Source organism: Streptomyces sp. NPDC054770, from assembly GCF_053611985.1.
This window is the reverse complement of record NZ_JBSHBL010000076.1, coordinates 12,992-27,671: the sequence shown is the minus strand read 5'-3', so window position 1 is coordinate 27,671 and position 14,680 is coordinate 12,992. Positions and strand designations below refer to the sequence as shown.

The window sequence follows — 14,680 nt, the reverse complement described above, 5'->3', positions numbered from 1 at the left end:
ACCCCGCACCCCCCGCGGCCCGGCGCGCCCCCCCGACCCCTCCCGCCCCCCCCCTGCCCCCGCGGGCGCCCGGCGGCCGGGGTGCGGTGCGTGACGGGCATACGAGGGCTCCCTTGACGATCTCGGCGCGGTGGCGGTGCGGGCACAGGGATGTGACGTGCCCTCAGCCTGCGGGCCCGCCCGCCCGGACCACCAGACCCGACCGGGGATTCGGGACGCCCGGCCCCGGTCCACCCCGATGACCTGCACGGATCCCATCCCGTGGGACGGCGGCACGGGACGGCCGAGGCCCTCGCACCGGCCGCCGTCCGCATCGTGGAATCACGGGTGTAGGAGGCACATACCTCTCTACGCTCCCGCCAAGACGAGGATCAGCCAAGGAGCCGTCCATGCCCCTCACCCCCGCCACCGCCCCCGGCCCGGCCCCCGCACCGACACCCCCGCTCGCGGCCCGTGCCCGCAGCGTCGGCGGGTCACCCGTGCGGGAGATCCTCGCGGTGACCGCCCGCCCCGAGGTGATCAACTTCGCGGGCGGACTGCCGGCCCCCGAACTCTTCGACCGGGACGGCATAGCCGCCGCCTTCCGGGCGGTCCTGGAGGAGGCACCTGAGCGGGCGCTGCAGTACTCGACGACCGAGGGCGAGCCGGCGCTGCGGCAGCGACTGGCGGCACGCGTCCGCGCGCGCGGCCTGCCCACCGGGGCCGACGACCTCCTCGTCACCACCGGCTCCCAGCAGGCGCTCTCCCTCCTCGCGAGCGCCCTGATCGACCCCGGGGACACGATCCTCGTCGAAAGCCCCTGCTATCTGGCGGCACTTCAGGTCTTCGGGCTGGCCGGAGCGCGGGTGCTGCCCGTGCCCGGCGACGAGGACGGCGTGGACCCGGCCGCCCTGGAGGACCTCATCCGCACCGAGCGGCCCAAACTCCTCTACCTCGTCCCGACCTTCCAGAACCCCACCGGCCGCACCATGCCCGCGGACCGCCGCGCCGCCCTCGCCACGGCCGCCGCCCGGCACGGCCTGTGGATCGTCGAGGACGACCCCTACGGCGAACTGCGCTACGACGGCGACCACGCCCCCTGGATCGCGTCCTTCCCCGGCGCCGAGGACCGGGTGGTCCTGCTCGGCTCCCTCTCCAAGGTCATGGCGCCCGGCCTGCGGCTCGGCTGGCTCCGCGCCCCCGACGGACTGCGCCGCGCCTGCGCGGTGGCCAAGCAGGCGGCCGACCTGCACACCCCGACCCTCAACCAACTCGCCGCCGCCCGCTACCTGGACGTCCTGGACGCCCATGTCGCCAAGGTCCGCGCGGTGTACGGCGAACGCCGGGACGCCATGCTCGCGGGGCTCCCCGGCGCCCTCCCGGCCGGCTCCACCTGGAACCGGCCCGAGGGCGGCATGTTCCTGTGGGCCAGGCTCCCGGAGCGTTACGACTCCACCGCCCTGCTCCGCCGGGTGGTGGAGCAGAACGTGGCCTACGTTCCCGGCGAGCCCTTCTACGCCGCCGACCCCGACCGCTCGACGCTGCGCCTGTGCTTCGTGACGCAGACACCGGAGGAGATCGGGGAGGGCCTGCGCAGGCTCGCCAAGGGCCTGGGCAGCTGAGCGCTCCGCTGGTTATGCGGTTCGTTCACCGCGGGCGGTGGGGGGCTGGTCGCGGCCACGCGGCGGAGCCGCACATTGACCCAGCCCCGCGCCCCTACGGGGCGCTGTCCCAGCGGTTCAGTCCCAGCAGAAGTGCCACAGCCGCTCGCCGACCAGTTGCTCGGCGTACGACGAGAGGGTGTCGTCGGCGCCGGGCAGCACGGTGTACGGGCAGAACGCGAAGTGCTCGGCGGCGACCGCCTCCGCCTCGTCGAGGTCGGCGGGCGGGGCGGCGACGGAGAGCGCGAGGTGGTCCAGGCCGAGAGCCACCACGCGGACGCCGAACCGCTCCTCCCAGGAGCGCAGCACCGCGCACAGCACGGCCACGTCCTCCTCGTAGTTCACCGGGCCGCTCCAGCCGATGGCCGCCGGTATGTCCGCGCTGCGCCGGGCGGACACCAGCGCCAGATGCGGCTCCTTCAGCCAGGGCCGCCCCTGGCTGAGCACGTCGGCGACGTCCGCGGCCCGCGTGTCCGGGTCGGCGACCAGGGCCGGCGCGGCGGCGAGCCCCGGCCACTCCTCGCCGTCCGGCGGGTCCTCCTCCCAGTAGTCCTCCAGCACCTCGTCGGCGTCGTGGTCCCCCGGGTACGACGTCTCCCCGGGGGCGAAGTCCCAGTCGTCGACCTCGGACACGTCGATGAGCACCGGCAGCAGCCCCGCACGGGCGGCCGGCGCGCCCAGCGCGGTCCAGGTCCCGGGCCCGGCGGGCTGCCCGGCGTACCACAGCAACGGCTCGTGCCACGGGCCGTCGAGCGTGTCGTCGAGCAGTGTCCCGGGCGGGAGTTGGAGCCCCAGGGACCGACCACTGGGGTCGGTCGCCAGCTTGGGCAGCGGGTTGGGAAGAGTCGCCATGCCAGTGACTGTAAGGGGCGGCACTGACAACGCCGTCGGCGACCGGTCAGAGGCGCTCGGGCGTCCTGATGCCGAGCAGGGACATGCCCTCGTGGAGGGTGCGGGCCGTCATGTCGCACAGCAGGAGACGGTTCTCCGCCACGTCCTTCGGCGGCTGCGGCTTGATCACCGGGCACTTGTCGTAGAACGACGTGTACAGCGACGCCAGTTGGTACAGGTACGCGGCCAGCTTGTGCGGGGCGTACTCCGCCGCCGCCTCGAAGACCGTGTCGCCGAACGCGTCCAGGTGCAGGCCCAACGCCCGCTCCGCCGCGTGCAGTTCCAGCTCCGGGTGCGCGACCGGCCGGACCTCCCCCGCCTTGCGGAGGATCGACTGGATACGCGCGTACGCGTACTGGAGGTAGACGGACGTGTCGCCGTTCAGCGAGACCATCTGGTCCAGGTCGAACTTGTAGTCCCGGCTGGGCGACGTCGACAGGTCCGCGTACTTCACGGCGCCGATGCCGACCTGCTGGGCCCGCTCCTGGATCTCCGCCTCGGTGAGGTCCTGCGCCTTCTCCCGGACGACCTGGGCGGCCCGCTGCACCGCCTCGTCCAGCAGGTCCTCCAGCCGTACGGTCTCGCCCTCACGCGTCTTGAACGGCTTGCCGTCCGCGCCCAGCACCGTGCCGTAGCCCATGTTGTGCGCGGTGACGTCGTCGGTGAGCCAGCCGGCCCGCCGCGCCGTCTCGAAGACCATCTTGAAGTGCAGCGACTGCCGCACGTCCACGACGTAGAGCAGTGAGGTGGCGTGCAGGTCGGTGACCCGGTTGCGGATCGCGGTCAGGTCGGAGGCCGCGTAGCCGAAGCCGCCGTCCGCCTTCTGCACGATCAGTGGGACCGGCTGGTCGTCCTTGCCCCGGATGTCGTCGAAGAAGACGACCAGCGCGCCCTCGGACCGGACCGCGACGCCCGTCTCCTCCAGGATCCGGGCGGTCTCCGGCATGCCGTCGTTGTACGCCGACTCGCCGACGATCTCGTCGTCGCGGATCTCCATGTCCAGCTTCTCGAAGACCGAGTAGAAGTAGACCTTCGACTCGTCGACGAACCGCTGCCACAGGTCCAGGGTCTCCTTGTCGCCGGACTGGAGGGCGACCACCCGCTTCCGGGCCCGCTCCTTGAAGTCCTCGTCCGCGTCGAAGACCGCCCGGGACGCCTTGTACACCCGGTTCAGGTTCGACATGGCCTGCTCGCCGTCCGTGTCGGTCTCCGCGGACAGCTCGTCCGGGTTCTCGATCAGGTACTGGATGAGCATGCCGAACTGGGTGCCCCAGTCGCCGATGTGGTGCCGGCCGATCGTCTTCTCGCCGGTGAAGTCGAGCATGCCGCGCAGGGCGTCGCCGATCACCGCGGAGCGCAGGTGGCCGACGTGCATCTCCTTGGCGACGTTCGGCTGGGCGTAGTCGATGACCGTGATGCCCGGGTTGGCCTTGGCGGCCACGCCGAGCCGGTCGCCGTCCGCGTACCGGGCGGCCAGGTTCTCGGTGATCGCCTGGTCGGAGAGGGTGATGTTGAGGAAGCCGGGGCCGGAGACCTCGACGTCCTGGATCAGGTCCGCGCCGGTGGTGATGTTCGAGACGACCTGGGTCGCCAGCTCCCGGGGGTTGGCCTTGGCCTTCTTGGCGGCGGCGAGGATGCCGTTCGCCTGGTAGTCGGCCCGGTCGCTGCGTCGCAGCAGCGGGTCGACGGAGGCCTCCGGCAGGGTTGCCGAGAGGGCGCTCGCGAGGCGCTGATTGACGAGATCCGTGAGCGACGTGACCGAGGCCATGGGGTGGGAGCCGTTCTCCTCGTGGGTTCAGGTGGACGGGTCCAGTATTTCACGGGGGGTAAAGGGGTTTTTGCGGGTGAGAGCTCGGGGGGTGCGGTGCGTTGCCGGGTGCGGCGCCGTGGGGGCTGGCCGCGCAGTTCCCCGCGCCCCCGGACGGCGGCTGCGCCGCCGACGGCCTCGCGCCGCCGACGGCCTCGCGCCGCCGACGGCCTCGCGCCGCCGTCTGGGGCGCCTTGGTAACCCGTTTTCGTGGATTCGGCCTCGGCTGGGAGAATGGAGCGGTCAGCCGTGCGACCGTATCGGCTGCTCCTTGTCAGAAAGAAGGACGTGCCGACGTGGCTCAGAGCACCGAGACCACCGACTGGGTCTCCCGTTTCGCGGATGAGGTCATCGAGGAGTCGGAGCGTCGGGCCCCGGGCAAACCGGTCGTCGTCGCGTCCGGGCTGTCGCCTTCGGGCCCCATCCACCTCGGGAACCTGCGTGAGGTCATGACCCCGCACCTGGTCGCGGACGAGGTCCGGCGGCGCGGGCACCAGGTCCGGCACCTGATCTCCTGGGACGACTACGACCGGTACCGCAAGGTCCCGGCGGGCGTCGCCGGTGTCGACGAGAGCTGGGCCGAGCACATCGGCAAGCCGCTCACCTCCGTGCCCGCCCCGAAGGGCTCACCGCACCCGAACTGGGCCGAGCACTTCAAGGCCGCGATGGTCGAGTCGCTGGCCGAGCTCGGTGTGGAGTTCGACGGGATCAGCCAGACCGCCCAGTACACCTCCGGGGTGTACCGGGAGCAGGTCCTGCACGCCATGAAGCACCGCGGGGACATCGACGCGATCCTCGACCAGTACCGGACCAAGAAGGCCCCCGCGAAGAAGCAGCAGCAGAAGGCCGTCGACGAGGCCGAGCTGGAGGCCGAGGAGGGCTCGGGCGCGGCGAGCGAGGACGACGGCTCGTCCGGCTCCGCCGGCTACTTCCCGTACAAGCCGTACTGCGGCGGCTGCGGCAAGGACCTGACCACCGTCACGGCGTACGACGACGACACCACCGAGCTGACCTACACCTGCAACGAGTGCGGCTTCTCCGAGACCGTCCGGCTCAGCGAGTTCAACCGGGGCAAGCTGGTCTGGAAGGTCGACTGGCCGATGCGCTGGGCCTACGAGGGCGTGATCTTCGAGCCGAGCGGTGTGGACCACTCGTCGCCGGGGTCGTCGTTCCAGGTGGGCGGGCAGATCGTCGGGATCTTCGGCGGCAAGCAGCCCATCGGGCCCATGTACGCCTTCGTCGGCATCAGCGGCATGGCGAAGATGTCGTCCTCCCGGGGCGGGGTGCCCACTCCCGCGGATGCTCTGAAGATCATGGAGCCGCAGATCCTGCGCTGGCTCTACGCCCGGCGCCGGCCCAACCAGTCCTTCAAGATCGCCTTCGACCAGGAGATCCAGCGGCTCTACGACGAGTGGGACAAGCTGGACGCGAAGGTGGCGGAGGGGTCCGCGCTGCCCGGTGACCTCGCCGCGCACGCGCGTGCCGTCGGCACGGCCGGCGGTGAGCTGCCGCGGACGCCGCGGCCGCTGCCCTACCGGACGCTGGCCTCCGTCGCCGACATCACCGCCGGCCACGAGGACCAGGCGCTGCGCATCCTCAGCGAGCTGGACCCGGCGAACCCGCTCGGGTCGGTGGACGAGGCACGGCCGCGCTACGACAAGGCCGAGGCCTGGATCAACACCCAGGTACCGGCCGACCAGCGCACCATCGTGCGCGACGAGCCCGACGCCGAGCTGCTGAAGTCCCTCGACGAGGCGTCCCAGCAGTCCGTACGACTGCTGGTCGACGGGCTCGCCGAGCACTGGTCGCTGGACGGGCTCACCCACCTCGTCTACGGCGTGCCCAAGGTCCAGGCCGGGTTCTCCGCCGACGCGACGCCCAAGGAGCTGCCCGCCGAGATCAAGACGGCGCAGCGAGCGTTCTTCGCGCTCCTCTACCACCTGCTGGTGGGCCGGGACACGGGCCCCCGGCTGCCCACCCTGCTCCTCGCCGTCGGGCAGGAGCGGGTACGGCTGCTGCTCGGCGAGTAGGCCGACGTGAAGAAGGGGCCCTCTGGATTCCAGAGGGCCCCTTCTGCGTGTGCCTGTCAGGCGATGTGCTCGTCCGCCAGCTCCGCGTTGAGACGGTTCGAGAAGCGGGTCACCATGCGCTTGGACTCGGCCTCGTCGAGGGCGACGCCGTAGGTCGCCTCCACATCGGCGATGAACCCGCGCGGGGTGGGCGCTCCGTTGCCGGTCTTTATCGACTCACGGAAGACCAGGTAGTAGTCCTCCTCCGACGGCGCCGGGGGCTCCGGGGGGCCGCCGCCCTCGCCCAGCTCACGGGTGCGGCCCGGGCCGGAGGGGATGGGGAAGCTGCCGGTGGTCTCCGACGGGGATTCCTCGGAGAGGGACTGCTGCTCCTGCGGGAACTGGTCCTGCGGGAACTGGTCCTGCGGGAACTGGTCCTGCGGGAACGGGTCCTCGGGGAACTGTCCCTGCGGGAACTGCTGCTGCGGGTACTGCTGGTACTGCTGTTGCTCCTGCTGGTACTGCTGCTGTGCCAGCCAGGCGGCGTACCGGGGGTCGTACGTCGGGTCGTAACCGCCCTGGTACTCGATCTGCTGGGGGTCCCTGGCATGCAGCCAGGGGTTCAGCTCCGCCTCGGACCCCGACACCGGCTCCTGCTGCCCCGCATGGGAGCCCTGGACCAGCTCGGGGCGCCGCTCGCCGGCCGGCGCCGCCTCGGCGGCCCGACCGCCCACGGCCACGGCATTGGGCGCCGTCGGCAACAGGGCCGGGAGCTCGATGCCGGCCGCTGCCAGGCCCTCCGGGGCAGTCTCCGCCAGCGGAACGCCGTACCGGGCCAGCCGCAGCGGCATCAGCGACTCCACCGGGGCCTTCCTGCGCCACGCCCGCCCGAAGCGGGAACGCAGCCTCGCCTGGTAGACGAGACGTTCCTGCTCCAGCTTGATGACCTGGTCGTAGGAGCGCAGCTCCCACAGCTTCATCCGGCGCCAGAGAAGGAAGGTCGGGACCGGGGACAGGAGCCAGCGGGTGAGGCGGACTCCCTCCATGTGCTTGTCCGCCGTGATGTCCGCGATGCGGCCGATCGCGTGGCGGGCCGCCTCCACCGCCACCACGAACAGGATCGGGATCACCGCGTGCATACCCACACCCAGCGGGTCCGGCCAGGCCGCCGCGCCGTTGAAGGCGATCGTCGCCACGGTCAGCAGCCAGGCCGTCTGCCGCAGCAGCGGGAAGGGGATGCGGATCCAGGTCAGCAACAGGTCCAGGGCGAGCAGGACGCAGATACCCGCGTCGATACCGATCGGGAACACATAGGAGAAGTTCCCGAAGCCCTTCTTGATGGCCAGCTCACGGACCGCCGCGTACGAGCCGGCGAAGCCGATACCGGCGATGATCATCGCACCGGTCACGACCACACCGATGAGAACGCGGTGCATCCGAGTCAGCTGTATTCGCTCGGCCACCCGTACTCCCCTCCCCTTGCGTGTTGTTGCGCGCAACAGGGTGGCACATCAGTGCGGCGCACGTACGGCCGGTCAGCTCTTCTTGGACGACGACTTCGAAGGAGAGGCACTCGCCGAGGGCGACCCGGACGCCGACTTCGAGGGCGTCGCCGCAGGTGAACTGGGTGCCGCACCCGAGCCGTTGGCCGTCGTCACCGATGCCACGGCTTCCTTGGCCGCCTTCTCCGCAGCCTTCGCCAGAGTGTCCGCGTCCGGCGTCTTCTCGCCCGCCAGACCCGCACCGTTGTAGTCGAGGGTGACGACGACGTTCGCGACCCGCGCCACGACCGTCTGCTGCTTGAAGGCACCCTCCTTCTTCTTCAGGTCGTAACGCACCAGCGTCGCCTGGTCACCGGTCCCCGCCACCGGCGCCGACTTGGTGTTCTTGGCACCGGCCACGGCCTGGGCGCCCTGCACCTGGCTCGTGTAGTACGACTCCGCCTGCTGCTCGCCGGAACCACGGCTGGTGTCCGAGTCGAAGCGCAGGAAGGAGATGTTCAGCCAGCGGAACTGCGAACCCTTCACACCGTTGTTGTCCAGGCTGCTCCAGGAGCAGCTGCCGCGCGTGGCCACGTCGTCGGACGTACCCTCCTTGCCCGACTTCGCCCCCTTCGGCACGAGCGCGGTGAGCGTCTTCTTCGACAGCACCGCGCACGGCTCCGGCAGCTTCTGGTACTTGGCCGCCTGAACGGTCGGCGAAGCCGCCACGGAGCCGCCCGGGACGGTCGCGGCACTCGAACCGGCACCCGTCTCCTGGGCGGCGTTGTCCGAGTCCGAGGAGCAGGCCGTCGCGACCAACGCCACGGCGGGGACGGCGACCGCACACACGAGAGCACGGCGCAGACGCCCTGCCCGTCGCAGTGCATTCCGCTCGTTCCGGGCACGCTGGTCGTCTCGCTGGACTGCTACTCGCTGCATGGTTCCTTCACTCATACGTTCGGGGTTCCTGCGGTCGGATCGGGTCCGAGGGGCCACGGTACGCGGTGAGGAAGCTGTGCGGTTTTGGTTCGCCCGCTTTGCGGGCGGGGTGCGAAGGGTGTGCCGGAGGCCTCAGCTGTTGAGGGCCTCGGCCAGCTGCGCGGCCAGATTCTGCGCCCTGTCCTGCATTTCCTTGCTGTCCGGGACGGTCCCCGTGGCCATCGGCTGCTCCTCGTACGCGATGGTCACGACGACGTTGGACGTGCGGAACACCACAGTCACCGTCCGCTGTTCGGCCGTCGAACCGGAGCCGCTGAGCTGGTCGTCGAGATACCCCTCGTCACCGAGATCGGAGAGAGTACGGGGCTGGAGAGCGGCCGGAGTGGTGGAGGGAGAGGCGGACGCGGACGCGTCGGCGGATCCCGTGGACGACGTGGACGTGGACGTGGAGGCGGACGGGGACGCGGACGCGGAGCTGGACGGCGAACCCGACACCGACTCGGACGGCGATTCCGTCTCGGCGGGGCTCGGGGGCGCGGACACGGGGATGTCGGCCGCCGACTCCAGCTGCGTGTAGATCGTCTGCGCCTCGCTGTCGTCGCTCACCGCGTTGTCGTACGACACCACGCGCTCGAAGTCGACGGACAGCCGGTCCGTGGCGTCGGTGGACTCGATCTTCCAGTGGCAGCCGACCCTGCGGTCGGTGTCGTAGGTGAGCGTGGCCTCGCCCTCGTACGCCTTCTCGCGCTGCTCCTCGTCGGTGATCTGGGCGATGCCGGGGAGCAGGGAGTCCAGGGTGTCGTGACTGACCGCGCCGCAGGCCTCGGGGAGGGTGCGGTACTTGCCGGGCTGGGCGGCGGCGGTGGCGGTGCCGGTGTCCGCGTTCTTGTCGCTGGTGTCGTCGCCACCGCTGGAACCGCTCGTGCAGCCGGCCAGCAGCACCGCGAGAAGGGCGGCGATGCCGGTTGCGTACGCCTTCCGCTGCACGGTCAGGCTCCTTCCGTTCACTGGTCCGCTCGGTCCTGCTCCAGTGTCCCCGCTGGTTAATCGCTTGCCGCAGCGGGGCGCCCCCTGGAGACAATGTGTATCGCACGCACTGCTGTGAACGCCGGTCCCTTGTCTGATTTGGGTGCCCTTGACGCTGCATTTGCGTTCTGTCGCATTAGATCTTTTTATTTGGTTTCACGGGGGAATGGGGAAGACATGTCGTACGTGGAGATGCCGGGCGCGAAGGTACCGATCCGGATGTGGACCGACCCGGCGACCGTCGAGGACGTGGCGCTCCAGCAGCTGCGCAATGTCGCGACCCTGCCGTGGATCAAGGGCCTGGCGGTGATGCCGGACGTCCACTACGGGAAGGGTGCGACGGTCGGGTCGGTCATCGCCATGCGGGGCGCGGTGTGCCCGGCGGCGGTCGGGGTGGACATCGGCTGCGGCATGTCCGCGGTGAAGACGTCCCTGACCGCGAACGACCTGCCGGGGGACCTGTCCCGACTGCGCTCGAAGATCGAGCAGGCGATTCCGGTGGGGCGGGGGATGCATACGGACCCGGTGGAGCCGGGGGACTTCCATGGGCTGGCGACGGCTGGGTGGGAGGGGTTCTGGGGGCGGTTCGACGGGGTGGCGGAGGCGGTGAAGTTCCGGGAGGAGCGGGCCGTGAAGCAGATGGGGACGCTCGGAGCCGGCAACCACTTCATTGAAGTTTGTGTAGATATGTCCGATTCGGTATGGCTCATGCTGCACTCCGGATCCCGGAACATCGGCAAGGAACTCGCCGAGCACCACATCGGCGTGGCCCAGAAGCTTCCGCACAACCAGGGGCTGATCGACCGGGACCTCGCCGTCTTCGTCGCGGACACCCCGCAGATGGCGGCCTACGAGCACGATCTCTACTGGGCTCAGGAGTACGCGAAGTACAACCGGTCGCTCATGATGGCCCTCCTCAAAGACGTGGTCCGCAAGGAGTTCAAGAAGGCCAAGGTCACCTTCGAGCCCGAAGTGAGCTGCCACCACAACTACGTAAGCCGTGAGCGGTATGAAGGAGTGGACCTGCTCGTGACCCGCAAGGGGGCGATCAGTGCCCGAGCCGGGGAATACGGCATCATCCCCGGCTCCATGGGCACCGGGTCGTACATCGTGAAGGGTCTCGGCAACGAGAAGTCCTTCAATTCCGCTTCGCATGGTGCGGGTCGGCGTATGAGCCGTAATGCGGCCAAGCGGCGGTTCTCGACGAAGGACCTGGAGGATCAGACCCGAGGTGTGGAGTGCCGCAAGGACTCCGGTGTTGTGGACGAGATTCCGGGCGCGTACAAGTCGATCGACCAGGTCATCGAGCAGCAGCGGGATTTGGTGGAAGTCGTGGCGAAGCTGAAGCAGGTTGTCTGCGTGAAGGGTTGACTTGAGAGGCCCCCCGGCATCACCGGGGGGCCTCGGCTGCTTATCGGCTGCTGGGCATGGGGGCTTGGCCTGTGCGCAAGCGCCAGAGGCGGAGATTGCAGCCCTGAGGTGTCCTGCCGAGCGCTTCCGCAGCAGCCATCGGGCTACGAAGTTTCAGCAGCGTCCGGTCTTCGGACTCGGTCCAGCGGCGCCGTGTATGAGCGGCCCTCATCGCTGTGGGGCGTGCCCAGTCGGCGAGCGCCTCTGCCGCAGTGTGCTTGCGCTGAAAGGACAGGCAGCCGCGGTAATACAGGTGAGCGACCAGGCGCTGGGCCCCCTCCATCGTGCAGTAGAGGTTGTAGATCTCGTCGCGTGAGTTGCGTTTGAGGCTTTCGGAGGGGCGATCGTCTTTCACTTGCGGCCGTAGGGCAGGCCGAGTTCGTTGAGCGTGGTCCTGGCCTCCAAGGAACAGAGGGTCCAGATCGCCGTGGTCGAGGTCTGGGCGAAGTCGGTGGATCGCGTACGCCCGGTGATGCTGCTGTAGTACGGCGTCAGCTTCTGGAACGCCTGCAGGATCTCGGCGTCCATCCGCCTGCAAGAACCCGAACATGTACGCGTACTCCAGGACCGTGAGGTCCATGAAACGCTTGGCGCTAGGCTCGCATTCAGCCACAGGGCCGTCGAGTCGATGGTGTGGTGCGAGCGCAGGGCGGGTGTTCAGGTGGCGTTCGGGTGATCGATCATGTTCACCCCTGTGAGTTACCGAAGCCGTTTCTCCAGCAGTGTCACCGCGTACGGGCTGCCCGAGCCGCCGTCCTTTGCGGGCTGTTCGCCTACGGCCTCGTAGCCCGCCGACTCGTAGTAGGCGCGCAGGCGGGGGTTGGAGGCTAGGCAGTCGAGGCGGGCGAATGGGCGGCCTGCTGCTGTGATGCGGGATTCGGCTTGGGTCAGCAGGTGGCGGCCGGTGCCCGGCGGGGCCGTGTGCGGGGTTGTCATCAGGCGGTGGAGGTAGCCCGCGTCGGCGGGGCGGGGGCCCCAGGCCGCCGGGTCGTCCCACCAGAGTTCGTAGGCGCCGGCCAGGTGGGGGCCCGAGTGGGCCAGCCAGACCTCGCCTTCCCGCATGCGGGTGCGGAAGTGGGTCTCGTCCTTCTCTCCCGGCTTCCACTGGTCGATTCCGCGGGCCAGTTGCCACAGGGCCGCGGAGTCGCGGAGGCGGACCAGGGTGCGGGCGTCGGAGGGGGTGGCTCTGCGGTAGGACAGCTGTGGCCAGGTGGTGGGGCGGGGTTCGAGGAGGGCCGTGCGGAGGGTGTCGCGGAGGGCGTTCGCGTCCAGGCCGAGTGCCTGCGTCACGTACTCCTCGGTCGAGCCGTAACGGGCCTTCAGTGAGGACAGGAACAGGCGCATCACCGATGCCGGGGCTCGGCCGAAGCCCGACCAGGTCGGCTCGCGGCCCTCGTTCCTCGCCTTCCAGCCGGCCAGCAGGGCGGGCGTCGCCAGTTCCGTGAGGGTGAAGTCCTCGACGACCGTCGGTTCGGGTACCCCGGCCAAGGTCAGGATCAGTGCTGCCAGTTGGCCGGTGCGGTCCTTGCCGGACGCGCAGTGGAAGACCAGGGGGGTGGACGACTGCGCCGACCTGGTCACCAGCTCCAGTGCCCTGCGGATCTCCTTGACCCCGTCTTCCGCCACCTCCAGGTAGCGCTCCGCCAGGTAGGGGCCGGGGTCGATGTCGGGGGTGAGGGCGGCCTGGTCGTAGGGGCGGTGCTCGATGCTGAGGTTGTGGTACGTGAACGAGGGGGCGGAGGGGATACGGCCCCGGGCCTCGGCCTCCCAGGGATGGCGGAGGTCGATGACCGTGCGGATGCCCAGCGACAGGAAGCGGTCCCAGTCCGGCGTGCCTTCGCGCAGCTTTCCCAGCGAGTCCGCGCGGTACAGCAGGCCGGGGCGGACGCGATGGCCGTCGGCGGTCGGGTAGCCGCCCAGGTCACGGAAGTTGTGCAGGCCGTCGAAGGGTATGTGTCTGTCCACGGGCCGCGAGCCTACTTCGCGTGCCGCACCGCGTAGATCATCACGAAGGCGATGATGTGGATGCCGAAGAGGAAGTAGGCCAGGAAGTACCAGACCTGGCGTTCGTTCTTCGTCTCCTGTTTCAGGCGGTGCTTTTCCAGGTCGCTCTCCAGGGCGGCAGTGGGGTCGTCGTCCGGTGTCGCGGGGGCCGGCATCACGGTTCCCGGTGGACCTTGGTGTTGGAGGCCTGGGCGCGGGGGCGGACGACCAGGAGGTCGATGTTGACGTGGCTGGGGCGGGTCACCGTCCAGGCGATGGTGTCGGCCACGTCGTCCGCGGTCAGGGGCTCGGCGACGCCCTGGTAGACCTTCGCCGCCTTCTCCTCGTCGCCGCCGAAGCGGGTCAGGGCGAACTCGTCCGTCTTGACCATGCCGGGGGCGATCTCGATGACGCGGACCGGCTTGCCGACGATCTCCAGGCGGAGGGTCTCGGCGAGGACGTGGGCGCCGTGCTTGGCGGCGACGTAGCCGGCGCCGCCCTCGTAGGTGCCGTGTCCTGCGGTGGAGGAGACCACGACCACCGTGCCGTCGCCGCTCGCCTCCAGCTTGGGGAGCAGGGCCTGGGTGAGGTTCAGGGTGCCGATGACGTTCGTCTCGTACATGGTGCGCCAGTCGGCGGGGTCGCCGGTGGCCACCGGGTCGGCGCCGAGGGCTCCGCCGGCGTTGTTCACGAGGACGGCGACCGTCTGGAAGGCCGTCGCGAACTCGTCCACGGCCGCGCGGTCCGTCACGTCCAGGGGGTAGGCGGTGGCCTGGTGGCCCGCCTCGTTGATCTCCTTGGCCAGGGCCTCTATGCGGTCCTCGCGGCGGGCGGTGAGGACGACGCGGTAGCCGGCCTCGGCGAGGCGGCGGGCGGTGGCGGCGCCGATGCCGCCGCTGGCGCCGGTGACTACCGCGATGCGGGACGGGGCCATGGGTTGCTCCTCAGCGGGGTTATATGTGCGGCTTGCTTTGGAGAGTCTAGGCGCCGTGGGGGTCGGGGAATCGGGCGGCTGCGGGCCCGGTGGGGGCTGGTCGCGCCCACGCGGCGGCAGCCGCACATCACATACAGCCCCGCGCACCTTTCGGGGCGCGAACCTCACGTCAGTTTCTGGGGGCCCACATGATTACGGCCATTCCTGCCAGGCACACCGCCGCCCCCGTGAGGTCCCAGCGGTCCGGGCGGTAGCCGTCTGCCACGACGCCCCAGAGGATCGAGCCGGCGACGAAGATGCCGCCGTATGCCGCGAGGATGCGGCCGAAGTGGGCGTCCGGCTGGAAGGTGGCGACGAAGCCGTAGGCGCCGAGGGAGAGGATGCCGCCGGCGACCCAGAGCCAGCCGCGGTGCTCGCGTACGCCCTGCCAGACCAGCCAGGCCCCGCCGATCTCGAAGAGCGCTGCGACGACGAACAGGGCGGCGGAGCGGAGAATGAGCATGTGTGCAGCGTGGCACGCGCGGCGGGTGTCACCTGATGGGGGGCGCCTGCGGCGGGGC

At 70.1% G+C, this 14,680-nt stretch carries 13 protein-coding genes; 3 read left to right on the top strand and 10 right to left on the bottom strand.

What is annotated here, in order from left to right; genetic code table 11:
• The first annotated feature begins 389 nt into the window (after window positions 1–389).
• Window positions 390–1,601, top strand: a complete 1,212-nt coding sequence (locus ACWGKQ_RS41655) for an aminotransferase-like domain-containing protein (protein WP_453297247.1) — start codon at window positions 390–392, stop codon at window positions 1,599–1,601.
• Between the two features lie 117 nt (window positions 1,602–1,718).
• Here ACWGKQ_RS41655 and ACWGKQ_RS41650 read toward each other — a convergent pair whose 3' ends face one another.
• Both ACWGKQ_RS41650 and argS read right to left on the bottom strand, forming a co-directional pair.
• Entirely contained in the window at window positions 1,719–2,492 is a 774-nt protein-coding gene (locus ACWGKQ_RS41650; RefSeq protein ID WP_453297246.1) for a DUF4253 domain-containing protein, read from the bottom strand.
• A gap of 46 nt (window positions 2,493–2,538) precedes the next feature.
• Complete coding sequence (argS, locus tag ACWGKQ_RS41645; RefSeq protein ID WP_453297245.1) at window positions 2,539–4,299, bottom strand: arginine--tRNA ligase; 1,761 nt, start codon at window positions 4,297–4,299, stop codon at window positions 2,539–2,541.
• A 335-nt stretch (window positions 4,300–4,634) separates the two neighbouring features.
• Here argS and lysS point away from each other — a divergent pair, with 335 nt between their 5' ends.
• Entirely contained in the window at window positions 4,635–6,368 is a 1,734-nt protein-coding gene (gene lysS, locus ACWGKQ_RS41640; RefSeq protein WP_453297244.1) for a lysine--tRNA ligase, read from the top strand.
• A 56-nt stretch (window positions 6,369–6,424) separates the two neighbouring features.
• Here lysS and ACWGKQ_RS41635 read toward each other — a convergent pair whose 3' ends face one another.
• The 3 genes from ACWGKQ_RS41635 to ACWGKQ_RS41625 all read right to left on the bottom strand — a co-directional run bounded on the left by ACWGKQ_RS41635 (window position 6,425) and on the right by ACWGKQ_RS41625 (window position 9,754).
• The gene (locus ACWGKQ_RS41635; RefSeq protein WP_453297243.1) at window positions 6,425–7,783 is read right to left on the bottom strand and encodes a DUF2637 domain-containing protein; all 1,359 of its coding nucleotides are present in this window, start codon (window positions 7,781–7,783) and stop codon (window positions 6,425–6,427) included.
• A gap of 99 nt (window positions 7,784–7,882) precedes the next feature.
• Window positions 7,883–8,782: a DUF3558 family protein gene (locus ACWGKQ_RS41630; protein ID WP_453297242.1), complete on the bottom strand. Its 900-nt coding sequence runs from the start codon at window positions 8,780–8,782 to the stop codon at window positions 7,883–7,885.
• 117 nt (window positions 8,783–8,899) lie between these two features.
• Window positions 8,900–9,754, bottom strand: coding sequence for a DUF3558 domain-containing protein (locus ACWGKQ_RS41625; RefSeq protein ID WP_453297241.1), 855 nt, complete (start codon window positions 9,752–9,754; stop codon window positions 8,900–8,902).
• Window positions 9,755–9,970: 216 nt separating this feature from the next.
• On the opposite strand from ACWGKQ_RS41625, the gene ACWGKQ_RS41620 reads away from it, so the two are divergent.
• Entirely contained in the window at window positions 9,971–11,164 is a 1,194-nt protein-coding gene (locus ACWGKQ_RS41620) for an RtcB family protein (protein WP_453297268.1), read from the top strand.
• A 390-nt stretch (window positions 11,165–11,554) separates the two neighbouring features.
• On the opposite strand, the gene ACWGKQ_RS41615 is transcribed toward ACWGKQ_RS41620, so the two are convergent.
• The 5 genes from ACWGKQ_RS41615 to ACWGKQ_RS41595 all read right to left on the bottom strand — a co-directional run bounded on the left by ACWGKQ_RS41615 (window position 11,555) and on the right by ACWGKQ_RS41595 (window position 14,622).
• Window positions 11,555–11,731 (bottom strand): hypothetical protein, encoded by a 177-nt coding sequence (locus ACWGKQ_RS41615; protein WP_453297240.1) that lies wholly within the window; start codon window positions 11,729–11,731, stop codon window positions 11,555–11,557.
• A gap of 171 nt (window positions 11,732–11,902) precedes the next feature.
• A complete protein-coding gene (locus tag ACWGKQ_RS41610) occupies window positions 11,903–13,168 on the bottom strand; it encodes a tyrosine-protein phosphatase (protein WP_453297239.1) in 1,266 nt (421 codons plus the stop codon).
• Between the two features lie 11 nt (window positions 13,169–13,179).
• Entirely contained in the window at window positions 13,180–13,362 is a 183-nt protein-coding gene (locus tag ACWGKQ_RS41605; RefSeq protein ID WP_453297238.1) for a hypothetical protein, read from the bottom strand.
• On the bottom strand, window positions 13,362–14,120 hold the full coding sequence (locus ACWGKQ_RS41600) for an SDR family NAD(P)-dependent oxidoreductase (protein WP_453297237.1): 759 nt from the start codon (window positions 14,118–14,120) through the stop codon (window positions 13,362–13,364). Before ACWGKQ_RS41600 ends, ACWGKQ_RS41605 begins: the two co-directional genes overlap by 1 nt.
• A 169-nt stretch (window positions 14,121–14,289) precedes the next feature.
• On the bottom strand, window positions 14,290–14,622 hold the full coding sequence (locus tag ACWGKQ_RS41595; protein ID WP_453297236.1) for a YnfA family protein: 333 nt from the start codon (window positions 14,620–14,622) through the stop codon (window positions 14,290–14,292).
• Window positions 14,623–14,680 lie beyond the last annotated feature (58 nt).